Below are 24,232 nucleotides of genomic sequence, written 5' to 3' on the forward strand. Positions count from 1 at the left end.
TCTCACAGGTCCGCGTCCATGAAGTTCACCCCGCGTTGCGTCCCGCTCTGGTTCGGCCTCTGCTCCCTGCCCGCTATCGCCATCGTGCCCCAGGCCCTGGCCGCGCAGCAGAGCCAGGTCTACAGCTTCGCCCAGCCAAGCCAGCCGCTGGCCCAGGCACTCAACGCCTTCAGCCGCGCCACCGGGCAGAGCGTGGTCTACACCCTGGCCCTGCCGGATGTGCAGGCCCCGGCACTCAACGGCACCTTCGACGCCGACCAGGCGCTGCAGCAGCTGCTCGGCAACTCGGGCCTGGCCTGGCGCCGCCTCGACGTCCGCACCCTGACCCTGGAGCCGGTCGACAGCTCCGGCGCGCTGAACCTGCAGGCCACCACCATCAACTCGCAGCTGGACGACTACAGCTACCAGCCGCCGGCCAGCGCCGCGATCATGCGCGGCCAAGGCGCGACGCTGGACATCCCCCAGGCCGTCAACGTGGTCCCGGCCCAGGTGATCCGCGATCAGGCGCCGCGCAACCTGGATGATGCGCTGTACAACGTCAGTGGCATCACCCAGGGCAACAATTTCGGCGGCACCGCCGACACCGTGATGAAGCGCGGCTTCGGCGACAACCGCGATGGCTCGATCATGCGCGACGGCATGCCGATCGTGCAGGGCCGCGCCCTCAACGCCAGCACCGAGCGGGTCGAGGTGCTCAAGGGGCCGGCCTCGCTGCTGTATGGCATCCAGGACCCGGGCGGGGTGATCAATGTGGTCAGCAAGCGCCCGCAACTGCAGCAGTACAACGCCCTGACCCTGCGCGGCTCGACCTATGGCAGCGGCAAGAACGGCAGCGGCGGCGGCCTGGACAGCACCGGGGCGCTGGGTGACAGCAACCTCGCCTACCGTCTGATCGTCGATCACGAGGACGAAGACTACTGGCGCAACTACGGCGTGCACCGCGAGTCGCTGGTGGCCCCGTCGCTGGCCTGGTACGGCGAGGACACCCAGGTGGTGCTGGCCTATGAGCACCGCGAGTTTCTCTACCCGTTCGACCGCGGCACCGCCTTCGGCAGCGACGGCCACCCGTTGAACATTCCCGCCACCCGCCGCCTCGACGAGCCGTTCAACGACATGGAGGGCCGCTCCGACCTGTACCGCCTGGAGGTCGATCATCGCCTGGACGATGACTGGAAGCTGCACTTCGGCTACAGCTTCAACCGCGAGACCTACGATGCCAGCCAGGTCCGCGTGACCGGCGTGGATGAAAGCAAGGGCACGCTGTCGCGCAGCATCGACGGCACCCAGGGCGCCCTGAGCCGTGATCAGTTCGCCACCCTCAGCCTCAACGGCAGCGTCGAACTGGCGGGCATGCGTCACGACCTGGTGGTCGGTGTCGATCACGAGGACCGCAAGGTCTACCGCGCCGACCTGATCCGCCAGACCAGCCGCTCGAGCTTCAGCTACCTGAATCCGGTCTATGGCCGCGAAGTGGAAGGCACCAACGTGCGCGCCAGCGACAGCGACCAGACCGACAAGCTGCGCACCGACTCGCTGTTCCTGCAGGACGCCTGGCACCTGGACGAGCACTGGATCCTGGTGGCCGGTGGGCGCTTCCAGCAGTACGACCAGTACGCCGGTCGCGGCCGCCCGTTCAACGTCAACACCGACACCAGCGACCAGACCTGGGTGCCCCATGCGGGCGTGGTGTACAAGGTCGATGACCAGCTGTCGTTCTATGGCAGCTACAGCGAGTCGTTCAAGCCCAACTCGACCATCGCCCCGTTGAGCCTCGGCGGTGGCCGCACCCTGACCCTGGACTCAGGTATAGCGCCGGAGGAGGGCAAGTCGTGGGAACTGGGGGCCAAGCTCGATGTGCCGGGGGCGTTGACCGGTACCCTGGCGTTGTTCGACATCACCAAGCGCAACGTGCTGGTGGCCGATGGTGACACCCAGCCGGGCACCATTCTCTACAGCAATGCAGGCGAAGTGCGCTCACGTGGCGTCGAGCTGGACCTGACCGGCCAGCTCAGCGAGCGCTGGAGCTTGATCGGCGCCTACGCCTTCACCGACGCCGAGGTGACCAAGGATCCGCAGCTCAAGGGCAATCGACTGCAGAACGTCGCCCGGCACAGTGGTTCGCTGTCGGCGGTGTATGACTATGGCAGCCTGTTCGGCGGTGATCGCCTGAGACTTGGGGCCGGTGCGCGCTATGTGGGGGAGCGTGCGGGGAACGCCACCAATGACTTCGACCTGCCGGCTTATACCGTGGCGGATGCCTTTGCCAGCTACGAAACCAAATTGGACGAGCACAAGGTGCGGTTGCAGTTGAACGTGAAGAACCTGTTCGACAAGGTGTATTACAGCTCGGCGGTGAACCGGTATTTCGTCGCGATTGGGGATGCGCGGCAGGTGAGCTTGTCGAGTACCTTAGAGTTTTAAATCGCCGGGACCGCTTTGCGGTCCTTTCGCGATACAAGGCCGCTCCCACATGGACCGCGCCAAGCCTGAGCTTCACTCCAAACCTGTAGGAGCCAGCTTTGCTGGCGATGCCCGGCATGGCCGGGTCAGCTTCCACAAAGAAGACAGTTGCTCCCACAGGGGACAGCATTCTCCTGTGGGAGCGGCCTTGTGTCGCGAATGGGCCGCAGCGCGGCCCCAGGATTCAACTGGCGAACGCAGCCCGATACGCCCCCGGCGTCGCCCCCAGCGCCTGCCTGAACCGGTTGCTGAAATGGCTGGCACTGGCAAACCCGCACAACAACGCCACCTCGCCCAGGGGCAAGGTGCCCAGGCGCAGCAACCGGCACGCCCGCTGCAGCCGTCGAGCCAGCAGGTACTGATGCGGCGGCAGGCCGAAACTCGCCCGGAACATCCGCGCGAAGTGGTACTCGGACAGGTTGCAGCGCAGCGCCAGCTCCCCCAGTGTCAGCGGCTGGTCGAGGTTGGCCTCGATATAGTCCGCCAGTTGCCGGCGCTGGTGCGGTGCCAACCCGCCCTTGAGTTTCAGCCCCTGGCGTAGGCCGACCTGGTTGAGCACGGCGTGGTCGATGATGTCGTGGGCCAGGCTGCTGGCCAGCAGGCGCTCGCCGGGCTCGGCCCAGTCCAGGCTGATCAGCTCGCGAAAGCGTCGGGCCTGCTGCGGGTCGTCGAGGAAGGTCGCCTCGTGCAATTGCATCTCCCGCGGCTCGCGGTCCAGCAGGCGGGTGCAGCCGAGGGCGAACTGTTCCTCGCTGATATACAGGTGGGCCAGGCGGATCGAGCCGTTGATTATCCAGTTCGACTCATGGCCGGCGGGCATCACGCACAGCTTGTCCGGCGCGCCGCGATCACTGGGGCGCTGGCGGCGGAAGGTGCCGGTGCCGTCGGCGATGTAGCACGACAGCGTGTGATGGCTGGGCGCCTGGTAGTCGCGGGCATCGTCGCGGTTGCTCCACAAGGCCGCCGCCAGCCCGTCGCCCAGGTGCGCGCTCAGCTCCAGCCGGGCGTGGGGCGAGGCGTTCAGGACGTTGAAGACCTGCAGGTGATCGAGTGGGGGCATGGGCGGTTCCTCTGCTGGCCATCGTACTGCGCTGGCGTCGGGATGGCAGCTAGCAGGGGAGGAAAAGCGCAAGTTTATGCAAGCGCCGAACAGCAATGGCGCAAGAAACTGGGCTCATGGGGTTTTCATCGCGGGGCAAGCCCGCTCCCACCGAGGTCGCATGGGCCCTGTGGGAGCGGGCTTGCCCCGCGATAGGCCTGATACCTGTCGAGGAAGTCCATCATGAACCTGTCGCTCTACCTGCTCACCGTCCTGATCTGGGGCACCACCTGGATCGCCCTGAAACTGCAGCTGGGCGAAGTCGCCATCCCGGTGTCGATCGTCTACCGCTTCGCCCTGGCCGGGCTGATCCTGTTCGCCTTCCTGCTGCTCACCCGCCGCCTGCAGCCGATGAACCGGCGTGCTCACCTGGTGTGCCTGGCCCAGGGCTTGTGCCTGTTCTGCGTCAACTTCATGTGCTTCCTCACTGCCAGCCAGTGGGTCGCCACCGGCCTGATCGCCGTGGTGTTCTCTACCGCCACGTTGTGGAACGCCATCAACGCGCGGATCTTCTTCGGCCAGAAGATCGCCGCCAATGTGCTCGGTGGCGGGGCCCTGGGCCTGCTCGGCCTGGGTCTGCTGTTCTGGCCGGAGCTCTCGCACCACGCTGCCAGCCGCGAGACCTTGTATGGCCTGGGGCTGGGCCTGCTCGGCACACTGTGCTTCTCGGCCGGCAACATGCTCTCCAGCGTGCAGCAGAAGGCCGGGCTCAAGCCCATGACCACCAATGCCTGGGGCATGCTCTATGGCGCCTCGATGCTGGCGGCGTACTGCCTGGTCAAGGGCATTCCCTTCGATATGGAATGGAGCGCCCGCTACATCGGCTCGCTGCTGTACCTGGTGATCCCGGGTTCGGTGATCGCCTTCACCGCCTACCTGACCCTGGTCGGACGCATGGGGCCGGAGCGGGCAGCCTATTGCACCGTACTGTTCCCGCTGGTGGCGTTGAATGTGTCGGCATTCGCCGAGGGCTACCAATGGACGGCGCCGGCGTTGCTCGGGCTGGTGGCGGTGATGGCGGGGAATGTGCTGGTGTTTCGTAAACCGAAGTCCAAGCCAGTCGAAGGGATGCTGGCCGTCAAGTAACCACGGCCCTGTCGCGGAGCCCCGCGACAGGGCCGGTACGTCGGGCTGAACGTATCAGCCCTTCCACACCTGCGGATTCACCAGGTCCCGCGGCCGCTCGCCCAGCAGCGCCGCCCGCAGGTTGTCCAGCGCCCGGTTGGCCATGGCCTCACGGGTTTCGGCGGTGGCCGAGCCGATGTGCGGCAGGGTCAGGGCGTTGGGCAGCTTGAACAGCGGTGAGTCGCCAAGCGGTTCCTTCTCGTACACATCGAGCCCGGCACCGCGGATCGTGCCGTTCTGCAGGGCCTCGACCAGCGCCGCCTCGTCCACTACAGGTCCGCGGGCAATATTGATCAGGAACGCGTTGGGCTTCATCAGTTGCAGCTCGCGGGCGCCGATCAGTTTGCGGGTGGCCTCGGACAGCGGTACCACCAGGCAGACGAAATCGGCTTCGCCCAGCAGTGCCTCCAGGCTGCGGAACTGCGCGCCTAGTTCCTGTTCCAGCGCGGTCTTGCGGCTGTTGCCGGTGTACAGCACCTGCATGTTGAAACCGAAGCGGCCACGGCGGGCGATGGCCGCGCCGATGTTGCCCATGCCGACGATGCCCAGTTTCTTGCCGTGCACATCGCAGCCGAACTGCGCCGGCCCCACGGTGGCCTGCCAGTGGCCGGCCTTGGTCCAGGCATCCAGCTCGGCGGTGCGCCGTGCGCAGCCCATGATCAGGGCGAAGCCCAGGTCGGCGGTGCTTTCGGTGAGCACGTCGGGGGTGTTGGTCAGGGCGATGCCGCGCTCGTTGAAGTAGTCCAGGTCGTAGTTGTCGTAGCCGACCGAGACGCTGGACACCACCTCCAGCTTGCCCGCGCCTTCGAGCTGCGCGCGGCCGAGCTTGCGACCGACGCCGATCAGGCCGTGGGCCTCGGGCAGCGCTTCGTTGAACTGGGCACTGATGTCGCCGAGTTTCGGATTCGGCACGATCACGTTGAAGTCTTGTTGCAGGCGTTCGGCCATGGCTGGCGTGATGCGGCTGAAGGCCAGGACGGTCTTTTTCATCGGGCTGCTTCTCTGCAAGTCGGGTGAGGACTGCCTCATCGCGGGGCAAGCCCGCTCCCAGGCATGCCGTGGAGCACTCGTGGGAGCGGGCTTGCCCCGCGATGACGGGGTCATTGCTTAGCAACCTACCATTGCCGCCCGTTGTAATGCAGCAGCTTTTTCAGTTGGCGATCAGCAGCTCATGGGTCTTCAGGTCGGCCTCATGGGCGGCAAGAATCTCCGGCAGCGAATTGCGCAGGTACTCGACCCAGGTCTTGATCTTGGCATCCAGGTACTGGCGCGACGGGTAGATCGCGTACAGGTTCAGCTCCTGCAGGCGGTACTCCGGCATGATCCGCACCAGGCTGCCGTCGCGCAGGCCGTCGATGGCCGAATAGATCGGCAGCACGCCCACACCCATGCCGCTGCGGATCGCGGTCTTCATCGCGTCCGCCGAGTTGACCTGGAACGGCGAGGTGGTGATGTTGACCATCTCCTGGCCTTCCGGCCCGTCGAACAGCCACTTCTCCAGCGGGATCACCGGGCTGACCATGCGCAGGCAGGCATGCTTGAGCAGGTCGGCCGGCTTGTGCGCGCTGCCGTGGCGGGCCACGTACTCGGGCGAGGCGCAGACGATGCTGTAGGTGATGCCCAGGCGCTGCGAGACGAAGCCCGAGTCGGGCAACTCGCTGGCCAGCACGATGGACACGTCGTAGCCCTCGTCCAGCAGGTCGGGCACGCGGTTGGCCATGGTCAGGTCGAAGGTGACGTCCGGGTGCGACTCGCGGTAGCGGGCGATGGCATCGACCACGAAGTGCTGGCCGACGCCGGTCATCGAATGCACCTTCAGTTGCCCGGCAGGACGAGCGTGGGCGTCGCTGGCCTCGGCCTCGGCTTCTTCCACGTAGGTAAGAATCTGTTCGCAGCGCATCAGGTAGCGCTTGCCGGCCTCGGTCAGCGCGATGCGCCGGGTGGTGCGGTTGAGCAGGCGGGTTTGCAGATGGGCTTCCAGGTTGGAGACCGCCCGCGACACGTTCGCGGTGGTCGTATCCAGTTGCGCCGCGGCAGCGGTGAAGCTGCCGAGCTGGGCCACGCAACTGAAAGCACGCATGTTTTGCAGGGTGTCCATGGGTCACTCTCGGTTTAGAGGACAAAATTGTGACATGAAGTTGCGGAATTCCGCTTCCGACTAAAGCCGGATTATCGCTGTTTTGGTAACAAAGATTCGCAGGAATCTGCGCTTATCGCCAATGAAACCCGCCCCTAGAATTGCCCGGCCCCTTCACCTCTTCCTCGGGAAATCGCAGCTGTGCCGCGTCGCCACATCAGAGCGCTCCATGCGTTCAGTGCCTGTGCCCTTTGTCTCACCTTGAGCGGCTGTATCGGAACCTGGGGCATCGCCCCGCAAAGCAAGACCCTCCAAGCCAACCAACTGACCACCGACGCCGCGATCCGCGAGGCCGCGCGCGACGCCCACTGGCCGGCCCAGCAGTGGTGGCGCGACTATGGCGACCCGCAGCTGGACGCCTGGATCGCCCAGGCGCTGGCCGGCAGCCCGAGCATGGCCATGGCCGCCGCGCGGGTGCGGGAAGCCAAGGCGCTGGCCGGCGTGGTCGAGTCGGCGGAAAAATTGCAGGCCAACGGCAACGCCACGCTCAAGCGCCACAACTGGCCCGAGGATCAGTTCTACGGCCCGGGCGCGCTGTCCGGCGCCAACACCTGGGACAACAACGCCGCCATCGGCTTCAGCTACGCCCTGGACCTGTGGGGCCGCGAGCGCAATGCCAGCGAGCAGGCCGTGGACCAGGCGCACATGAGCGTCGCCGAGGCGCGCCAGGCCCAGTTGGAGCTTGAGAACAACGTGGTGCGCGCCTATATCCAGCTCAGCCTGCATTACGCCCGGCGCGATATCGTCCAGGCCGAACTTGCGCAGCAGGAGCAGATCGTCGCCCTGGCCAAGCGTCGCCTGGACGGCGGCATCGGTACCCATTTCGAGGTCAGCCAGGCCGAGGCGCCGCTGCCGGAAACCCACCGCCAGATCGACAGCCTCAACGAGGAGATCGCCCTGACCCGCAACCAGCTGGCCGCCCTGGCCGGCAAGGGGCCGGGGGAGGGTGCCAAGCTGCAACGCCCGACCCTGACCCTCGGCGCGCCGCTGAAACTGCCGTCGAACCTGCCCGCCGAACTGGTCGGCCAGCGTCCCGACGTGGTCGCCAGCCGTTGGCAGGTGGCGGCCCAGGCCCGTGGCATCGACGTGGCCCACGCCGGCTTCTTCCCCAATGTCGACCTGGTCGGCGGCCTTGGCTTCATGGCCACCGGCGGCGGCCCGCTGGAGTTCCTCACCGGGCGCAAGTTCAACTACAACGTGGGGCCGGCCATCAGCCTGCCGATCTTCGACGGCGGCCGCCTGCGCTCGCAGCTGGGCGTGGCCTCGGCGGGCTATGACGTGGCCGTGGCACGCTACAACCAGACGGTGATCGGGGCGTTGAAGAACATCTCCGACCAGTTGATCCGCCGCGAGTCGATGAAGGAGCAGGCGCACTTCGCCGCCGAATCGGTGGCCGCGGCGCAGAAGACCTACGACATCGCCACCGTCGCCTTCCAGCGTGGCCTGACCGATTACCTCAACGTGCTCAACGCCCAGACCCTGCTGTTCCGTCAGCAACAGCTGCAGCAGCAGGTGCAGGCCGCGCGCCTGGCCGCCCACGCCGAGCTGGTCACCGCCCTGGGCGGCGGCCTGGAGGCGGGCAAGGACGTGCCGGATGAGCAGCGTCAGGCCGCACCGAAAACCCCGGCCACCCTGGCCATTTTCGATCAGCCGGACCACGCCGAATGAGGACATCGAGCTTGCCCCTGCGCTGGCTGCGGAGCCTGGAATGGCGCCGGGGTTTCTTCGCCTGGGCGCGCACCGACGGGGTCACCTGGGTCTACATCTTCAAGGTGCTGGCCGCCGCGTTCATCACCCTGTGGTTGGCCATGCGCCTGGAGCTGCCGCAGCCGCGCACGGCGATGATCACCGTGTTCATCGTCATGCAGCCGCAGAGCGGTCATGTGTTTGCCAAGAGCTTCTACCGGGTGCTCGGCACCCTGGCCGGTTCGGCGATGATGGTCGCGCTGATGGCGATCTTCCCGCAGAACACCGAGCTGTTCCTGCCCAGCCTGGCACTGTGGGTCGGCCTGTGCTCGGCGGGGGCCATGCGCTACCGCACCTTCCGCGCCTATGGCTTCGTGCTGGCCGGTTATACGGCGGCGATGATCGGCCTGCCGGTGTTGCAGCACCCTGACCAGGCGTTCATGGCGGCGGTGTGGCGCGTGTTGGAGATCGCCCTGGGGATTCTCGTCTCGACCTTCGTCAGCGCCGCGATCCTGCCGCAGTCGGCCAGTGCCGCCATGCGCAACGCCCTGTACCAGCGCTTCGGCGTGTTCGCCGGGGTGGTGGTCGAGGCGCTGCGCGGCGACAGCCAGCGCGACCGCTTCGAGACCAGCAACGTGCGCTTTGTCGCCGAGGCGGTGGGCCTGGAGAGCCTGCGCAACGTCACTGCCTTTGAAGATCCGCACATGCGCCGACGCTCCGGCCGCCTGGTGCGGATGAACAGCGAGTTCATGGCCATCACCACGCGCTTCAACGCCCTGCACCGGTTGCTCGAGCGCCTGCGCGCCCGTGGCCCGCTGCAGATCGTCGGCGCCATCGAGCCCGGCCTGGACACCCTGGCCGAGCTGCTGCAGCCTTATGTCGGTCGGGCTCTGACCGACGCTGATGCCTTGCGCCTGGCACTGGAGCTGGGCACCTACAAGGAAGGCCTGCAGGCCCAGGTGCGCGGCCTGCGCGCCGAGTACCTGCAGACCAACCCCAGCGAGTCCGATCTGCTCGATTTCCACACCGCCTTCGAGCTGCTCTATCGCTTCGTCGACGAGATGTACAGCTATGCCGAGACCCATGCCTCGCTGGCCGTGCACAAGCACGAACGCGAGCAGTGGGACGAGCCCTACGTGGCCCAGACCAGCTGGCTGGTATCGCTGGCCGCTGGCGTGCGCGCCTCGGCGGTGCTGCTTCTGCTGGGCAGCTACTGGCTGCTCAGCGACTGGCCCAGCGGCGCCATGATGACCCTGATCGCCACGGTCACCGTGGGCCTGTCTGCGGCCTCGCCGAACCCCAAGCGCATGTCGTTCCAGATGGCCTGTGGCACGGCGATCGGCGCCTTCGTCGGGTTCTTCGAGACGTTCTTCGTGTTTCCCTGGATCGACGGTTTTGCGCTGCTGTGCATGGTGCTGGCGCCGGTGTTCGTGCTTGGGGCGTTCCTCGCTTCGCGCCCGGCCTATGCCGGTTACGGCCTGGGCCTGCTGGTGTTCTTCGCCATCGGTTCGGTGCCGAACAACCTGACGATCTACGACCCCTACACCTTCATCAATGACTACATCGGCATGGTCATCGGCATGTTCGTCTGCGCCGCGGCCGGGGCGATCATCCTGCCGCCCAACAGCCGCTGGCTGTGGAGCCGCCTGGAACAGGAACTGCGCGAGCAGGTGCTGTTCGCCATCGGCGGGCGCCTGCGCGGTTTGGGCTCGGCGTTCGAGAGCCGCACCCGCGACCTGCTGCACCAGGCCTATGGCCTGGCCGCCGGCAAGCCGCAGGTGCAGAGCGAGTTGATGGGCTGGATGTTCACCGTGCTGGAGATCGGCCACGCCATCATCGAGCTGCGCAAGGAGCAGGATCGCGCGCCGATCCACCCGGCCTACGCCGAATCGCAGCCCTGGCGCCAGGCCATCCGCGTGATGGGCCGGGCCTTGGCGCGGCTGTTCCTGCAACCCAGCGCCAGCAACCACGAGCGCGCCCTGGTGGCGGTGGACCACGCCATCAGCCGCGTGCAGGCCACCGACGAACCCTTCGCCCGGCACTTCGACACCTCGGTGCTGCGCCGGGCGCAGAGCTACCTGCACTTCATCCGATCCTCCCTGCTCGACCCACAGTCGCCGCTGGCACCGGCGAAAGGAATGCACCATGCCCCGTGAGATCGCCTTCCATGGCGTGTACATGCCCACCATGACCTTGATGTTCCTGTTCGCCCTGGGCCTGGCCTGGGGGCTGGACCGGTTCATCGCAAGCGTTGATGGCTATCGCTTCTTCTGGCACCCGGCGCTGTTGCGCCTGTCGCTGTTCGTCTGCCTGTTCGGCGCCCTGGCGCTGTCGCTCTACTGGTGAGAATCCTGCAATGAAAAAGTTCTTCAGCCTGATCGCCACCCTGCTGGTGCTGGCCGCTGCCGTGGCGATCGGCCGCCAGTTGTGGCTGCACTACATGACTACGCCATGGACCCGCGACGGCCGGGTGCGCGCCGACATCATCAACGTCGCCGCCGATGTGCCGGGCTATGTGGTGGACGTGCCGGTCAAGGACAACCAGCGGGTGAAGAAGGGCGACGTGCTGATCCGCATCGACCCCGAGCACTACCAGCTGGCGGTGGACCAGGCCAAGGCGCTGGTGGCCTCGCGCAAGGCCACCTGGGAGATGCGCAAGGTGAATGCCAAGCGCCGCGCCGACCTGGACAACCTGGTGATCTCGAAAGAGAACCGCGACGACGCCAGCAACATCGCCAGCTCGGCACTGGCCGACTACCAGCACGCCCAGGCCCAGCTCGCCGCTGCCGAGCTGAACCTCAAGCGCACGCAGATCGTCGCCACCGTCGATGGCTACGTGACCAACCTGAACATCCACAAGGGTGACTATGCCCGCACCGGCGAGGCGGTGATGGCGGTGGTGGATGAGCAGTCGTTCTGGGTGTACGGCTTCTTCGAGGAGACCAAGCTGCCCCATGTGAAGGTGGGCGATGTGGCCGAGCTGCAGATGATGAGTGGCGAGCGCATCAAGGGGCATGTGGAAAGCATCGCCCGTGGCATCTACGACCGCGACAACCCGCAGAGCCGTGAGCTGATCGCCGACGTGAACCCGACCTTCAACTGGGTGCGGCTGGCGCAGCGGGTGCCGGTGCGGATCCATATCGATGAAGTGCCGGAAGGGTTCCTGCTGGCGGCGGGGACCACGTGCACGGTGGTGGTCAAGGCGAGCGCGGAGTGATCCAAGCAGACCATCGCGGGGCAAGCCCGCTCCCACGAGTATGAGGGTGCTCTGGGAGCGGGCTTGCCAAGCGATGGTGGCGGTGAGCTTATCGCGAGACTTCAGCCAACGTCAGTCGGCACGCCTACCAGAACGGGTACATGTGCCCGATCAATCACCTTGGCACTGATCGACGGATCCAGCAGCCTTCCGACCCGCGACAGGTGGCGGTGGCCGATGATGATCAGCTCGCATTCAAGCTCCCGGGCCTTGGTGATGATCGCCTCAACCGGCTGGCCGGCGACCATGCAGCCCAGGCTTTCGAAGCCGGCTTCGCACAGGATGCCCACGGCGCTGTTCACGGCGTGCTCGGCCAATTGCTGTTCGTCGCAGGCGGCGGGGTACTCCTCCAGCTCCTCCTCGGTGTAGGCCGTCCGGTGATCGTGTACGGCGAAGGTCGAGTCGATGGCCAGCAGCACGTGCAGGGTGTGTTCGCCCGGGCGGCAGTAGCGGCGGGCTAGGTCGAGCAGGGCGTGGCTGGCGGGGGAGGCGTCGATGGCGATCAGGACCGGGTGGGGCATGGGCAATCCTTTGGAGAATGGATGGCAGTGTTGGCCTGATCGCCGGCAAGCCGGCTCCCACAGGGAGATGCGCTGCCAGTGGGAGCCGGCTTGCCGGCGATGAGGCCACACCATTCTCTGTTCATTCGCCCACATGGATAAATGGCCCCTCACGCACGGTGCCATTGCGCCTGACGCAATCCACCAACCTGATACCATCGCGTTTCCCACAGCTGTCACGGAAAACGGCCATGCAACTCCCGGACATGAACCTGCTCGTCGCCCTCGATGCCCTGCTCGACGAAGGCAGCGTGGTCGGCGCCGCCCAGCGCATGAACCTGAGCCCGGCGGCCATGAGCCGCACGCTGGGGCGGATCCGCGAGGCCATGGGCGACCCGATCCTGGTACGCGCTGGCCGTGGTCTGGTGCCGACACCACGGGCACTGGCCCTGCGCGACCAGGTCCGGGCGCTGGTGGAGCAGGCCGGGCTGGTGTTTCGCAGTGGCGACGAGGTCGACCTGCCGAACCTCGACCGGGCCTTCAACATCCGCACCAACGACCTGTTCATCGCCTTGTATGGCGCGCGCCTGCTGCACATGATGCTCGAGCAGGCGCCGAACACCGTGCTGCGCTTCGTCCCGGAGCACCAGGGCGACGATGACCTGGTGCTGCGCCACGGGCAGATCGACCTGGTGGTCAGTTCGAGTATCGACATGGGGCCGGAGATCAAGGTGCAGAGCCTGTTCGACACCTGGTTCGTCGGGCTGGCGCGGGCCGACCACCCGATCTTCGACGCCGGGATCACCCCAGAGCGCTTTGCCCGCTATCCGCAGATCAGCGTGTCACGACGCGGACGGGCCAACGGCCCCATCGACGTGGAGCTGGGCACCCATGGCGTGCAGCGCAGGGTGGCGCTGATCACGCCGAGCTTCCATTCGGCGATGTTCTCGTTGCCGGAGTCGGACCTGATCCTGCCGATGCCGGCGAACATCCTCGGCAGCGTGACCAAGTTCGGCCTGCCGCTGCGCTCGTTCGAGATCCCGGTGCCGCTGGAGCGGGTGCGGGTGATGCAGGCCTGGCATCCGCGTTTCGACAACGACCCGGCGCATCGCTGGTTGCGCCAGACCATGCGCGCCTGCTGCGCGGGCGAGCCCACGCCAGCTTCAAGCCCTGCGCGTTCCCTGTAGGAGCGGCCTTTGTGTCGCGAAAGGGCCGCAGAGCGGCCCCGACGATCTTTGCATGAACGCTGAAATCCTGGGGCTGCTGCGCAGCCCTTTCGCGACACAAGGCCGCTCCCACAGGGGGACAGTTCCCTGCGCGACAGTGTGCCCGAGGGGCTGGGCAGTCTCCTACAGAGGATGCGCAATCTTCATGGATTGCGTCTGACGCAACATAAACCTGCCAACAAGTCAGTTTTCGTCAGTATTCGACCTACTTAGACTTGCTCCAGTCCTGAATTTGTTGCTGGAGATGTCTATCCATGAGTTCCCTGACCGCGCCCTGCGCCGCGCTGGCCGCCGCTCCCGCACCGGCCGCCCCCGCGCAGACGGCGTTCGGCCTGCGGGTAGTGGTCGGGCTGTTCGGCGTGTTGCTGGCGGTGCTGTGCGCCGGGCTAAACGAGGCGGTGACCAAGATTTCCCTGAGCGACATTCGTGGCGCCATGGGCATCGGCGCCGACGAAGGTGCCTGGCTGTTGGCGGTGTATGCCGCCGCCTCGGTCTCGGCCATGGCCTTCGCACCCTGGCTGGCCACCACCTTTTCGTTGCGCCGCTTCACCATGAGCGCCGTCGGCGTGTTCGCCGTGCTTGGCCTGATCCAACCCTTCGCCCCCAACCTGCACAGCCTGATGCTGCTGCGCGTGCTGCAGGGCTTCGCCTCGGGCGCCTTGCCGCCGATGCTGATGAGCGTGGCGCTGCGTTTCCTGCCGCCGGGCATCAAGGTCTACGGCCTGGCCTGCTACGCCCTGACCGCCACCTTCGGGCCGAACCTCGGCACGCCGTTGGCGGGCCTGTGGACCGAGTACGTCGGCTGGCAGTGGGCGTTCTGGCAGATCATCCTGCCCTCGCTGCTGGCGATCGCCTGCGTCGGCTGGGGCCTGCCCCAGGATCCGCTGCGCCTCGAGCGCTTCAGGCAACTGGACTGGCGCGGCGTGTTGCTCGGTCTGCCAGCGATCAGTTGCATCGTCCTCGGGCTGTCGCTGGGCGACCGTTGGGGCTGGTTCGACTCGCCGCTGATTTGCTGGCTGCTCGGCGTTGGCGTGTTGCTGCTGGTGCTGTTCATGTTCAACGAATGGTCCGAGCCGCTGCCGTTCTTCCAGTTGCGCATGCTCACGCGACGCAACCTGAGCTTCGCCCTGGTGACCCTGGCCGGGGTGCTGGTCGTGCTCTCGGGCGTGGGCAGCATTCCGTCCGCCTACCTGGCGCAGATCCAGGGCTACCGCCCGGCGCAGACCAGCCCGCTGATGATGCTGGTGGCCATGCCTCAACTGATCGCCCTGCCGTTGACCGCGGCGTTGTGCAACATCCGTGCGGTGGACTGCCGCTGGGTGTTGGCGATGGGCCTGGCCATGCTGGCGGCCTCGTGCGTGGGCAGCAGCCTGCTGACCTCGCAGTGGATCCGCGGCGACTTCTACCCGTTCTACCTGCTGCAGGTGTTCGGTCAGCCCATGGCGGTGCTGCCGCTGCTGATGCTGTCCACCAATGGCATGACCCCGCAGGAAGGCCCCTTCGCCTCTGCCTGGTTCAACACGGTCAAGGGCCTGTCGGCGGTGATCGCCGGCGGTTTGCTCGACGCCCTGGGCACCGTGCGCCGGCATTTTCATTCCAACCACCTGGTCGACAGCCTGGGCAATGCCCCGCTGATCGACGACAACGCCGCTGGCCTGGCCAAGCGCGTCCATGAACAGGCCCTGGTGCTGACCTCGGCCGACCTGTACCTGGTGATGGCGGGTATCGCCGTCGCCCTGATCTGCCTGATTCCCTTCGTGCCTACCCGGATTTTCCCGCCGCGTGCGGTGGCCTGATCCGTGGATGAATCCGAGACCTTGAAATGACCAACAAGCGCAAGACAATCCTTATCGGCTCGGTGCTCGCCGTGGCCGTGCTGGCCGCCATCGTCGGCCCCTGGATGTTCGGCAGTGACCATCGCCAGAGCACCAACGATGCCTATGTAACCGCCGACTACACCGTGGTCGCGCCGAAGGTGGCGGGCTTTATCAAGGAGGTGCTGGTGGAGGACAACCAGCAGGTGAAGGCCGGCCAGTTGCTGGCGACCATCGACCCGCGCGACTACCAGGCCGCCCTCGACGCGGCCCAGGCCCAGTTGCTGGTGGCCAGGGCGCAGAGCCTGGATGCCCGCGCCACCCTCGAGCGCCAGGCCTCGCTGATCGCCCAGGCCGAGGCCGCGGTGAAGGCGGCCCAGGCCGAAGCGGCCTTCGCCGATCATGAGGTGACCCGCTACAGCCGCCTGGCCGAGCAGGGCGCCGGCACTGTGCAGAATGCCCAGCAGGCGCGCAGTGGCGTTGACCAGGCCCGCGCCCGGCTGGCCAACACCCAGGCGGCGCTGGTGGCGACGCGCAAGCAGGTGGATATCCTCGGCGCCCAGGTGGCCAGTGCCGATGGCCAGCTGAAACGGGCCGAGGCCGGCCTGGAGAAAGCCCGACTGGATCTGTCCTACACCCGCATCACCGCGCCGGTGGACGGCATGGTCGGCGAGCGCGCCCTGCGTGTAGGCGCCTACGTAAACCCGGGCGCGCGGCTGTTGTCGGTGGTGCCGCTGGCGCGCGCCTACATCGTCGGCAACTTCCAGGAGACCCAGTTGACCCACGTGCAGCCGGGCCAGCCGGTGAGCATCAGCGTCGATACCTTCTCCGGCGAGAAACTCCACGGCCGCGTCGAGAGCATCGCCCCTGCAACGGGCGTGACCTTCGCCGCTGTGAAGCCGGACAACGCCACCGGCAACTTCACCAAGGTGGTGCAGCGCATTCCGGTGAAGATTGTCTTCGATGACGGCCAGCCGTTGCTGGAGCGTCTGCGGGTGGGCATGTCGGTGGAGGCGGTCATCGACACCCAGGGTGACAAGCTGGCCGGTAAAGAGGTGACTGCGCGATGAAAGCGGCATCACGCTTGAGTCCTTTGCTGCTGGCCATGTTGCTTGCCGGCTGCACCCTCGGACCGGACTTCCAGAGCCCGGCCAGCGAAGCGCCTCAGGATTGGGCCTCGTTGCAAGGTGAGGCCGCGGCCAGCCAGCCGGTCGCCGAGCCAATGGAACTGCGCTGGTGGGACAGTTTCCACGACGCCCAGTTGAGCGCGCTGATCCAGAAAGTCACCGAGCGCAACCTCGACCTGCAGATGGCCAGTGCCCGCCTGCTGCAGAGCCGCGCCTTGCGCAGCACCGTGGCGGCTGACGAGACGCCCACGGTGGATGCAAACGCAGGTTACAGCCGGGCGCGCAACAGCGCCGAAGGGTTGAACGACCCCTCCGGCAAGGCCGGCAAGTCGGCGTACAACTTGTGGCAGGGTGACTTGGTCGCCGGTTGGGAACTGGACCTGTGGGGGCGCGTGCGCCGCCAGGTCGAGGCCGCCGACGCGAGCGTGGCGGTGGCCGAAAACGACCGCCGAGGCGTGCTGTTGGCGCTGTTGTCGGAGACTGCCGGCAACTACATCCAGCTGCGGGCCGTGCAGCACACCCTGGATATCACCCAGGACAACCTCAAGGTCGCCCGGCACAGTCTGAAACTGTCCGAAGGCCGCCAGGCCGAAGGTGTCGCCACCCGGCTCGATGTCGCCCAGGCCAGCGCCCAGGTGGCATCGATCGAGGCGCGCCTGCCGACTCTGGAGGCGCGTCGCGACGACCTGATCAATGCCCTGAGCCTGCTCGCCGCCGAACCGCCGCGCAGTTTGCAGGCCCAGCTGCTGCAGGGCGGTGAGCTGCCCGCGCCGCAGCAGCGTTTCGCCATCGGCGTGCCGTCGGAGCTGGCCGAGCGCCGCCCGGATATCCGCCAGGCCGAGGCCCGGTTGCATGCGGCCACCGCCAGCATCGGCGTGGCCAAGGCCGATTTCTATCCAAGCATCCGCCTGTCCGGGAGTGTCGGTTTCCAGGCCATGCAACTGTCCGATCTCGGGGCCTGGGACTCGCGCCGGTTCGCCTTCGGGCCGCAGCTGTCGTTGCCGATCTTCGAGGGCGGTCGGCTCAAGGGCCAGCTGGAGCTGCGCGAGGCCCAGCAGCAGGAGGCGGCGCTGAATTACCGCAAGGTGGTGCTTGGCGCCTGGCATGAGATCGACGATGTGCTGCGTCTGTACAACGCCAGCCAGTTGCGCCGTGATCACCTGGCCGAGGCGGTGCGGCAGAACCGCATCGCCCTGGAGACCGCGCAGCGCCAGTACGTGGAAGGGGCGGTGGATTTTCTCAACGTGCTGACGGTGCAGTCGGCGTTGCTGGCCAGCGAGGAGCAGTGGACCGACAGTTCGGCGGCGGTATCGCAGGCGCTGGTGGGGCTGTACAAGGCGCTGGGTGGAGGCTGGCAGGCGTTCGATCAGGTCTGAGCAGTATCGCGGGGGCTCCCAGGCATGCGTAGGAGCGGCGGTGCGCCGATGCGACTTGCCCCGCGATAACGTCAGAGTGGTCGCAACAATCCGAAGCGCTTGCGCAACACCCAATCCAGCAGGCGCTGCGGCAACAGCCGGGCCATCAACGGCAAGGCCGTGCTGCCATTGCCGATACGCACCAGCGCAGGCACCGGCGACTTGCGGGTCGCCGCCAACAATCCCTGGGCAAACACCGCCGCCGGTGTCGGCCGATCCTGCGAGGCCCTCGCCCGGGCCTGTACTTGCTCACGCAGCGGCCACCACGGCGAACCACTCGCCAGCACCTGCTCGGCCTGCTGTTGCGCATTGCTGGCGAACTGCGAGGCAATCGCCCCCGGCTGCACTTCCATCACACGGATGCCAAACGGCGCCAGCTCCAGGCGCAGGGCATCGCTCAGTCCGTGCACGGCGGCCTTGGACGCACAATAGGCACCGGCGAAGGGCGTCACCAGCACACCGGACACGCTGCCGATGTTCACCACCAGCCCCCGGGAACGGCGTAGCAGCGGGAACAGTGCCCGGGTCACGCTGACCAGGGCGAAGACATTGGTCTCGAACTGCTGGCGCATGGCCTCGACGCCGCCGTCGAGCAGCGGGCCCATGGCGCCGTAGCCGGCGTTGTTGATCAGGATGTCGAGGCTTTGCAGCTCCTCTGCCAGGCGGGCGAGGGCATCGGCGTCGTTCACGTCCAGTTGACGGGCATTGAAACCGGCGGCGGCCAGTTGTTCGACATCCTTTGCCTTGCGGGCGGTGGCCCAGACTTCATGGCCAGCATCGCGGAAGGCGTCGGCCAGGGCGCGGCCAATGCCGCTGGAACAACCGGTGATCAGGACGGTGGGCATGGGGCGGGCCTGTGTTCGGTAGGGAGGATTCAGTTGGCGAATGTACCTTGCAGGTGCTCGGCACGGAACTCCAGTGTTTGTGGCCGATAGCCCGAGCGCAGCGGTGGCAATGGCAGGCAATCGCTCCATTCGGCGCCCGGTTGCAGTTCCCCGGGGCCACGATAGCGCGGTGCGGCGTAGGTGTTTTCGGCCAGGTTCACGGTATCGCCCGGCGCATAGGCGCCGACGCGCCAGCGCAGTTCACTGAGCGGGACTTTGTTGCCGTTCTTCATGCGCACCTGCAGGGCGCGGTCGGCGGGGCACTGGTCGGGGGCGTAGGCCAGGCGGATATCGAGGCGGGCCAGTTGCGAGGCTTCGCGGGTGTCCTGCCAGACCACGTACAGCGCCACCAGCCCCAGGCCAAAGACGCCAGCCATGGAAATCGGCAGGGCCTTGGCCGGGTAGCGCAGCAGCAGGACCAGCCAGGTGAGAACGAGCAGGGCGCCGATGATCATGGTGGGGCAAGCCTTGGTGGCGAGGGTTCGACCATCCTAGCCGCAAATTGTGCAGGCCTCAAAAACGCAATCGCGGGGCAAGCCCGCTCCCACGCTGTGTACTGCATTTCCCCGGGGGGAGTTCACAGCGTGGGAGCGGGCTTGCCCCGCGAAGATGCCCCAGGCTTACTGCGCGATGGTCTTCACCGAAACCCCACGCTCCACCGGCGTCGAAGTCCGCCCATACACATCCTCGAAGCGTTCGATATCATCCTCGCCCAGGTAACTACCGGACTGCACCTCGATGATTTCCAGCGGGATCTTGCCCGGGTTGCGCAGGCGGTGCACCGAGGCAATGGGGATGTAGGTCGACTGGTTCTCGGTGAGCAGGAACACGTTCTCGTCGCAGGTTACCTCGGCGGTGCCGGACACCACGATCCAGTGCTCGGCGCGGTGGTGGTGCATCTGCAGCGACAGGCTGGCGCCGGGTTTGACGGTGATGTGCTTGACCTGGAAGCGCCCGCCCATGTCCACCGAATCGTACGAGCCCCACGGGCGGTACACCTCCAGGTGGTTCTGGGTTTCCGTGCGGCCCTGGGCGTCGAGGGTGTTGACCAGCTGCTTGACCCCCTGAACCTTGTCCTTGTGGGCGATCATCATGGCGTCCTTGGTCTCGACCACCACGATGTTCTCAAGGCCAATCACCGACACCAGCTTGCCGTTGCCGTGAATCATGCAGTTGCGGCTGTCCTGCACCACCACGTCGCCCTTGGTGACGTTGCCGTCGGCATCCTTCTCGTGCACGTCCCACAGCGACGACCAGCAACCGACGTCGCTCCAGCCGGCCGACAGCGGCACCACGCAGGCGCGCTGGGTCTTCTCCATTACCGCGTAGTCGATGGAGTTGTCCGGGCAGCAGGCGAAGGTGGCTTCGTCGATGCTCAGCGCATCGGTGTCCTCCTGGCTGCGCTCCAGGGCCAGCAGGCAGGTGTCGTAGATGTCCGGGTCGTGCTTTTTCAGCTCTTCGAGGAAGCGGCTGGCGCGGAACAGGAACATGCCGCTGTTCCAGAAGTAGCCGCCGGCGCGGACGAACTCGTTGGCGCGCTTCTCGTCGGGTTTCTCGACGAACTGCGCGACCCGCGCCACGCCCTCGGGCAGCAGCGCGTCCTGGCTCGAGCGGATGTAGCCGTAGCCGGTCTCGGGCTTGGTCGCCGGTACGCCGAACAGCACCATCTCGCCGCGCTCGGCGGCCACGGTGGCCAGGGCCAGGGCGCGTTGCAGGGCCTTCTGGTCCTCGATCACGTGGTCGGCCGGCAGCACCAGCATCAGCTCGTCACGGCCTTCGTTGACCAGTTTCATCGCGGTCATGGCCACCGCCGGCGCGGTGTTGCGGCCGAACGGCTCCATGAGGATGGCCTGGGTTTGCAGTTGCAGTGCGTTCAACTGCTCCTGGACGATGAACTTGTGGTCCTTGTTGCAGACCACGATAGGCGTGTCCATGCCATCGAACACCAGGCGTTCGATGGTCTGCTGGAACAGGGTGTGTTCGCCGGTCAGGGCCAGGAACTGCTTGGGGAACTGCTTGCGCGACAGAGGCCACAGACGCGAACCGCTACCACCAGAAAGAATTACCGGGATCATCATGTTTCTCCAATAGTCGTTTAGAGGCAGGGGAATCAGTTGCTAGCCACGGGGCGAGTGACCCATACCGGCGACAGGCTATTGCCGGAACCGGTGACATACAGCACGGCGGCTTCGCCGCGCGCCAGGGCGACGGGTTTGACGTCGCCGACTTTCTTGTCGCCTTGATACAGGGCCAGGTTGACCTTGACCGGGTTGATCTCGCGCTCGCCACGGCCCTTGGCGGCCACCGGGCTGACCACTTCGGTCTTGCCGTCGGCGGTCTTCAGGGTCAGCGACTGGTCGCTGAGGTTCTGCACCCGCACCAGGGCCTTCTGCTTGTTCTTGAACGGCGGCTCTTCGATAAGCTGCGGGTTGCCGCTGCTGCTGTTGACCAGGGTGTAGTACTTGTCGGCGGCGAGCTTCACCGGGACGCTCTTGCCGCCGACCTGGGCGGTGTAGTCACCGCCGGGCAGGAAGCTGAAGTCGCTGCTGGCCTGGGCGCCGACCTGCTTGATCTGGGTGTTGCCGACCGACGCGGCGGCGGGGCTGCTGGCGGCGTTGTACAGGCGCACGAAGGTCGAGCCTTTCGGCGCGCTCGGGCCATAGAGGGCGGCATCGGCGCCGGCGAAGGCCTGCAGCGAGGCCAGGGACAGGCCGGCGGCGAGGGTGAGGGCTTTGGCAATGGAAGTCTTGGTGGTCATGTGCGTATTCCTCTCTATCTTCAGTGGTCCGTCCGGTTGGACGACAGGGCCAGGTTTTCTTCGGATTGACGGGAGTTCTTCAGCTGCGCGATCCACTGCGGATCGAAGGCGCTGAGGTCGTTCTTCATTGGCAGATACCGTTCGGGGAATTCCCACACCACGACCTGTGGCGGGGCGTTCTTGAATGCATCGCTCTGCAGGTACTTGAGCATCGGCAGCAGCGGGCCGTGGCCGTCCTCGGCGTAATTGGCGACGTCGCTGTGCAACGCCTGCTGCAGGGCGCCGAGGAAGTTCCAGTGCGGGTTGGCGCTGTAGCTGGTGCCCACCAGCGCCACCGGGATCCGGCTGTCGGCGAACAGCGCATCGTCGCCTTCGGCCTGCACCGGGTGGGTCTTGCGTTGTTGCAGGGTGTCGGGGGTGGGCAGCAGGTTGCTGAACAGTGGATCCAGCGGCAGGAAGTTGGTCAGGTCGCCCTTGTACGGCGCGCTGGCGCCGGCCTCGGTTATGTACGCCTGGGGCTCGCCGGTGAGCAGCTGCTGGCGATCGACGGCTTCGGCCAGCGATTGCGCGACCACTTCGGCGCCCATCGGCGTCCAGTGGGTGTCGGTACGCAGGAACACCTGGCCGCGGGCCTTGGCCTGCTCCAGCGGCGCCAGCAGGTCGGGGGCGAACACATTGGCCTGGCGCGCCTGGGCGTGGAACTGGTTGAACAGCTCGTCGTGCAGGCTGGCCGGCGCCTCCTTGCCGATGTATTCGGAATAGAGGCGGGCCTTGGCCGGGACGATCGCCAGCACCAGTTGCACGCCCTGGCGTTGCAGTGCGTCACGCACTCCACGCACCAGTGCCAGGTTGTCCTGTATCTGTTGCTGCGCGCCGGCGGTGGGCTTGAACTCCTCGTCGGTGAACAGCCACTGGTCGCGGCCCAGCACCACGCCGGGGCGGCCTTCGTTGAACAGTTTGAAGTCCAGCGCGGCCCACAGGTTGGTGCCGACGCGCTTGATCGGGAACTGCTCGTCGTAGTGGGTTTCGGCAGCCTTGGCGAGCTTGCCGTCGAGCAGGGTCATCTGCCCTGTGCGGTTGAAACTTTCCAGCCCGCCGACCGACCATGCGCCCAGCCCGACCAGCAGGCCCATGAACGTCAGCGAATAGGTGATGCGAAGTGTCCGGTTCATGATTCAGGCCTCAGAACTGGAAGTACAGGAACGGTGAGTAGCTCTGCGCCGAGAGCTTGAGCACCGAGGCGGCGAACAGCAGCAGGACCAGGGCGCGGGTCATGATCCGCGTCCAGTCCAGGCCCACCGAGCCGTCGGCGTTGATCTGCACCGGGGTGGCCTTGGGCGCGGGCGTTGCATTGCGGTAGAAGTCGCGCAGGCCGAAAAACGCCAGGCTCAGGTAGGCGACGATCAGCGTGGCCACCTGCAGGCCGGTGAGGTTGGCGCGGTTGAGTTCCGACAGCTGCCAGTCGCCGAAGCTGAACATGGCGCCGTACATGCGCGCCGCCACGTGCAGGTTCTCGGCGCGGAAGATCACCCAGCCGACCACCACCAGGAGGAAGGTGAAGGCCCATTTCACCGGGTTGAAGCGCTGCGGGTTGGTGTCCAGCCCCAGTGCGCGCTCGATGGCCAGCCACAGGCCGTGCCAGGCGCCCCAGATGATGTAGGTGAAGTTGGCGCCGTGCCACAGCCCGCCCAGCAGCATGGTCAGGAACAGGTTGCGGTAGGTGTTGAAGGTGCCTTTGCGGTTGCCGCCCAGGGTGATGTACAGGTAGTCGCGCAGCCAGGTCGACAGGCTGATGTGCCAGCGCCGCCAGAACTCGGTGATCGACTGGCTGATGTAGGGCTGCTTGAAGTTCTCCATGAAGCGAAAGCCCATCATCAGGCCCAGGCCGATGGCCATGTCGCTGTAGCCGGAGAAGTCGAAGTACAGCTGCGCGGTGTAGGCCAGCGCGCCGAGCCAGGCGTCACCGGTGGTGGGGTTCTCGAGGGCGAAGCAGTGGTCGGCGACCACCGCCAGGGTGTCGGCGATGAACACTTTCTTGATGAAGCCCTGCATGAAGCGGGTGCAGCCTTCGGAGAACTTGTCCAGGGTATGGGTGCGGTTGTTGAACTGGTCGACCAGGTCCTTGAAGCGCAGCACGGGGCCGGCGATCAGGTGCGGGAAGATCGCCACGAAGGCGGCGAAGTCGATCAGGTTGCGGGTGGCCGGGGTGTCGCCGCGGTACACGTCGATGATGTAGCTGATCGACTCGAAGATGTAGAACGAGATGCCGATCGGCAGCAGCACGTGGGTGAGGATGAACGGCTCCAGCCCCATCGAGGTCATGATCGCGTTGAGGCTGTCGACGCCGAAGTTGGCGTACTTGAAGTAGCCGAGGATGCACAGGTCGACGCCCACGCCCAGCAGCAGCCAGCGCTGCGCGGGCTTGGTGCGCACGCCGGCGGCGCCGACCTTCAGGCCGATCCAGTAGTTCCACAGGGTGACCCCGGCGAACAGGGCGAGGAAGTCCACCCGCCACCAGGCGTAGAAAATGTAGCTGGCAACCAGCAGCAGCAGGTTGCGATAGCGGTTCCCGCTCACGTAGTACAAGCCGAGGAAAACCGGCAGGAACAGGAACAGGAACACGTTGGACGAGAAGACCATCCCGGTTCTCCTAGTTATGCACAGCACCTGGGGCACGGCGCCCCCCAAACCCCCCGCGAAAATGCAGGGGAAACCTTTGTTGCCTAAACCATTGATGGGCCGCAA

The 24,232-nt window shown here is 66.3% G+C and carries 20 protein-coding genes; 10 read left to right on the forward strand and 10 right to left on the reverse strand.

The genetic code is table 11. The annotated features are described in order from the left end of the window. Positions 1–18: 18 nt before the first annotated feature. Positions 19–2,421 (forward strand): TonB-dependent siderophore receptor, encoded by a 2,403-nt coding sequence (locus ACVWZ5_RS05755; RefSeq protein WP_084942959.1) that lies wholly within the window; start codon positions 19–21, stop codon positions 2,419–2,421. A gap of 223 nt (positions 2,422–2,644) precedes the next feature. Here the strand turns inward: ACVWZ5_RS05755 and ACVWZ5_RS05760 are convergent, their stop codons facing one another. Continuing rightward, complete coding sequence (locus ACVWZ5_RS05760; RefSeq protein WP_062572847.1) at positions 2,645–3,520, reverse strand: AraC family transcriptional regulator; 876 nt, start codon at positions 3,518–3,520, stop codon at positions 2,645–2,647. Positions 3,521–3,742: 222 nt separating this feature from the next. On the opposite strand from ACVWZ5_RS05760, the gene ACVWZ5_RS05765 reads away from it, so the two are divergent. Continuing rightward, positions 3,743–4,645, forward strand: a complete 903-nt coding sequence (locus tag ACVWZ5_RS05765) for a DMT family transporter (RefSeq protein WP_062572848.1) — start codon at positions 3,743–3,745, stop codon at positions 4,643–4,645. A gap of 54 nt (positions 4,646–4,699) precedes the next feature. Here ACVWZ5_RS05765 and ACVWZ5_RS05770 read toward each other — a convergent pair whose 3' ends face one another. Both ACVWZ5_RS05770 and ACVWZ5_RS05775 read right to left on the reverse strand, forming a co-directional pair. Continuing rightward, positions 4,700–5,674, reverse strand: coding sequence for a 2-hydroxyacid dehydrogenase (locus ACVWZ5_RS05770; protein ID WP_062572849.1), 975 nt, complete (start codon positions 5,672–5,674; stop codon positions 4,700–4,702). Between the two features lie 160 nt (positions 5,675–5,834). Then, positions 5,835–6,782, reverse strand: a complete 948-nt coding sequence (locus ACVWZ5_RS05775; protein ID WP_028689548.1) for a LysR family transcriptional regulator — start codon at positions 6,780–6,782, stop codon at positions 5,835–5,837. A gap of 180 nt (positions 6,783–6,962) precedes the next feature. Here ACVWZ5_RS05775 and ACVWZ5_RS05780 point away from each other — a divergent pair, with 180 nt between their 5' ends. From ACVWZ5_RS05780 to ACVWZ5_RS05795, 4 genes are read left to right on the forward strand one after another with little or no spacing between them, the layout of a single operon-like run. Continuing rightward, positions 6,963–8,489 (forward strand): efflux transporter outer membrane subunit, encoded by a 1,527-nt coding sequence (locus ACVWZ5_RS05780; protein WP_186599292.1) that lies wholly within the window; start codon positions 6,963–6,965, stop codon positions 8,487–8,489. Further along, positions 8,486–10,663: an FUSC family protein gene (locus ACVWZ5_RS05785; RefSeq protein ID WP_084941980.1), complete on the forward strand. Its 2,178-nt coding sequence runs from the start codon at positions 8,486–8,488 to the stop codon at positions 10,661–10,663. The genes ACVWZ5_RS05780 and ACVWZ5_RS05785 overlap by 4 nt, the downstream gene beginning before the upstream one ends. Continuing rightward, positions 10,653–10,853: a DUF1656 domain-containing protein gene (locus ACVWZ5_RS05790; RefSeq protein ID WP_028689551.1), complete on the forward strand. Its 201-nt coding sequence runs from the start codon at positions 10,653–10,655 to the stop codon at positions 10,851–10,853. The genes ACVWZ5_RS05785 and ACVWZ5_RS05790 overlap by 11 nt, the downstream gene beginning before the upstream one ends. A gap of 10 nt (positions 10,854–10,863) precedes the next feature. Beyond that, the gene (locus ACVWZ5_RS05795; RefSeq protein WP_062572852.1) at positions 10,864–11,724 is read left to right on the forward strand and encodes an efflux RND transporter periplasmic adaptor subunit; all 861 of its coding nucleotides are present in this window, start codon (positions 10,864–10,866) and stop codon (positions 11,722–11,724) included. 101 nt (positions 11,725–11,825) lie between these two features. Here the strand turns inward: ACVWZ5_RS05795 and ACVWZ5_RS05800 are convergent, their stop codons facing one another. Beyond that, complete coding sequence (locus ACVWZ5_RS05800; protein ID WP_028689553.1) at positions 11,826–12,284, reverse strand: universal stress protein; 459 nt, start codon at positions 12,282–12,284, stop codon at positions 11,826–11,828. Positions 12,285–12,514: 230 nt separating this feature from the next. On the opposite strand from ACVWZ5_RS05800, the gene ACVWZ5_RS05805 reads away from it, so the two are divergent. From ACVWZ5_RS05805 to ACVWZ5_RS05820, 4 genes are all read left to right on the forward strand, one after another. Beyond that, entirely contained in the window at positions 12,515–13,450 is a 936-nt protein-coding gene (locus ACVWZ5_RS05805; protein ID WP_062572853.1) for a LysR family transcriptional regulator, read from the forward strand. Between the two features lie 293 nt (positions 13,451–13,743). Continuing rightward, complete coding sequence (locus ACVWZ5_RS05810) at positions 13,744–15,285, forward strand: MFS transporter (protein ID WP_062572854.1); 1,542 nt, start codon at positions 13,744–13,746, stop codon at positions 15,283–15,285. A gap of 26 nt (positions 15,286–15,311) precedes the next feature. Continuing rightward, positions 15,312–16,373 (forward strand): HlyD family secretion protein, encoded by a 1,062-nt coding sequence (locus ACVWZ5_RS05815; RefSeq protein ID WP_062572855.1) that lies wholly within the window; start codon positions 15,312–15,314, stop codon positions 16,371–16,373. Next, a complete protein-coding gene (locus ACVWZ5_RS05820) occupies positions 16,370–17,806 on the forward strand; it encodes an efflux transporter outer membrane subunit (RefSeq protein ID WP_186599296.1) in 1,437 nt (478 codons plus the stop codon). The genes ACVWZ5_RS05815 and ACVWZ5_RS05820 overlap by 4 nt, the downstream gene beginning before the upstream one ends. A 71-nt stretch (positions 17,807–17,877) precedes the next feature. On the opposite strand, the gene ACVWZ5_RS05825 is transcribed toward ACVWZ5_RS05820, so the two are convergent. The 6 genes from ACVWZ5_RS05825 to ACVWZ5_RS05850 all read right to left on the reverse strand — a co-directional run bounded on the left by ACVWZ5_RS05825 (position 17,878) and on the right by ACVWZ5_RS05850 (position 24,127). Beyond that, on the reverse strand, positions 17,878–18,690 hold the full coding sequence (locus ACVWZ5_RS05825; RefSeq protein WP_457340466.1) for an SDR family oxidoreductase: 813 nt from the start codon (positions 18,688–18,690) through the stop codon (positions 17,878–17,880). Positions 18,691–18,719: 29 nt separating this feature from the next. Next, a complete protein-coding gene (locus tag ACVWZ5_RS05830) occupies positions 18,720–19,184 on the reverse strand; it encodes a multidrug transporter (protein ID WP_446847134.1) in 465 nt (154 codons plus the stop codon). 165 nt (positions 19,185–19,349) lie between these two features. Next, complete coding sequence (locus tag ACVWZ5_RS05835) at positions 19,350–20,804, reverse strand: mannose-1-phosphate guanylyltransferase/mannose-6-phosphate isomerase (protein WP_028689560.1); 1,455 nt, start codon at positions 20,802–20,804, stop codon at positions 19,350–19,352. A gap of 35 nt (positions 20,805–20,839) precedes the next feature. Next, positions 20,840–21,487, reverse strand: coding sequence for an alginate O-acetyltransferase AlgF (locus ACVWZ5_RS05840; RefSeq protein ID WP_280093235.1), 648 nt, complete (start codon positions 21,485–21,487; stop codon positions 20,840–20,842). 20 nt (positions 21,488–21,507) lie between these two features. Continuing rightward, on the reverse strand, positions 21,508–22,659 hold the full coding sequence (locus ACVWZ5_RS05845; RefSeq protein ID WP_069015824.1) for an alginate O-acetyltransferase: 1,152 nt from the start codon (positions 22,657–22,659) through the stop codon (positions 21,508–21,510). 10 nt (positions 22,660–22,669) lie between these two features. Next, on the reverse strand, positions 22,670–24,127 hold the full coding sequence (locus tag ACVWZ5_RS05850) for an MBOAT family O-acyltransferase (RefSeq protein ID WP_062364582.1): 1,458 nt from the start codon (positions 24,125–24,127) through the stop codon (positions 22,670–22,672). Positions 24,128–24,232: the final 105 nt, after the last annotated feature.

This window comes from Pseudomonas sp. TE6283, assembly GCF_054060555.1.

What these genes read in the sequence shown, in the direction of transcription:
- ACVWZ5_RS05850 (WP_062364582.1), bottom strand. Translation starts at nt 24,127, where the DNA reads ATGGTCTTCTCGTCCAACGTGTTCCTGTTCCTGTTCCTGCCGGTTTTC.
- ACVWZ5_RS05800 (WP_028689553.1), bottom strand. Translation starts at nt 12,284, where the DNA reads ATGCCCCACCCGGTCCTGATCGCCATCGACGCCTCCCCCGCCAGCCAC.
- ACVWZ5_RS05790 (WP_028689551.1), top strand. Translation starts at nt 10,653, where the DNA reads ATGCCCCGTGAGATCGCCTTCCATGGCGTGTACATGCCCACCATGACC.
- ACVWZ5_RS05815 (WP_062572855.1), top strand. Translation starts at nt 15,312, where the DNA reads ATGACCAACAAGCGCAAGACAATCCTTATCGGCTCGGTGCTCGCCGTG.
- ACVWZ5_RS05755 (WP_084942959.1), top strand. Translation starts at nt 19, where the DNA reads ATGAAGTTCACCCCGCGTTGCGTCCCGCTCTGGTTCGGCCTCTGCTCC.
- ACVWZ5_RS05770 (WP_062572849.1), bottom strand. Translation starts at nt 5,674, where the DNA reads ATGAAAAAGACCGTCCTGGCCTTCAGCCGCATCACGCCAGCCATGGCC.
- ACVWZ5_RS05825 (WP_457340466.1), bottom strand. Translation starts at nt 18,690, where the DNA reads ATGCCCACCGTCCTGATCACCGGTTGTTCCAGCGGCATTGGCCGCGCC.
- ACVWZ5_RS05805 (WP_062572853.1), top strand. Translation starts at nt 12,515, where the DNA reads ATGCAACTCCCGGACATGAACCTGCTCGTCGCCCTCGATGCCCTGCTC.
- ACVWZ5_RS05820 (WP_186599296.1), top strand. Translation starts at nt 16,370, where the DNA reads ATGAAAGCGGCATCACGCTTGAGTCCTTTGCTGCTGGCCATGTTGCTT.
- ACVWZ5_RS05765 (WP_062572848.1), top strand. Translation starts at nt 3,743, where the DNA reads ATGAACCTGTCGCTCTACCTGCTCACCGTCCTGATCTGGGGCACCACC.
- ACVWZ5_RS05835 (WP_028689560.1), bottom strand. Translation starts at nt 20,804, where the DNA reads ATGATCCCGGTAATTCTTTCTGGTGGTAGCGGTTCGCGTCTGTGGCCT.
- ACVWZ5_RS05795 (WP_062572852.1), top strand. Translation starts at nt 10,864, where the DNA reads ATGAAAAAGTTCTTCAGCCTGATCGCCACCCTGCTGGTGCTGGCCGCT.
- ACVWZ5_RS05760 (WP_062572847.1), bottom strand. Translation starts at nt 3,520, where the DNA reads ATGCCCCCACTCGATCACCTGCAGGTCTTCAACGTCCTGAACGCCTCG.
- ACVWZ5_RS05810 (WP_062572854.1), top strand. Translation starts at nt 13,744, where the DNA reads ATGAGTTCCCTGACCGCGCCCTGCGCCGCGCTGGCCGCCGCTCCCGCA.
- ACVWZ5_RS05775 (WP_028689548.1), bottom strand. Translation starts at nt 6,782, where the DNA reads ATGGACACCCTGCAAAACATGCGTGCTTTCAGTTGCGTGGCCCAGCTC.
- ACVWZ5_RS05785 (WP_084941980.1), top strand. Translation starts at nt 8,486, where the DNA reads ATGAGGACATCGAGCTTGCCCCTGCGCTGGCTGCGGAGCCTGGAATGG.
- ACVWZ5_RS05830 (WP_446847134.1), bottom strand. Translation starts at nt 19,184, where the DNA reads ATGATCATCGGCGCCCTGCTCGTTCTCACCTGGCTGGTCCTGCTGCTG.
- ACVWZ5_RS05840 (WP_280093235.1), bottom strand. Translation starts at nt 21,487, where the DNA reads ATGACCACCAAGACTTCCATTGCCAAAGCCCTCACCCTCGCCGCCGGC.
- ACVWZ5_RS05845 (WP_069015824.1), bottom strand. Translation starts at nt 22,659, where the DNA reads ATGAACCGGACACTTCGCATCACCTATTCGCTGACGTTCATGGGCCTG.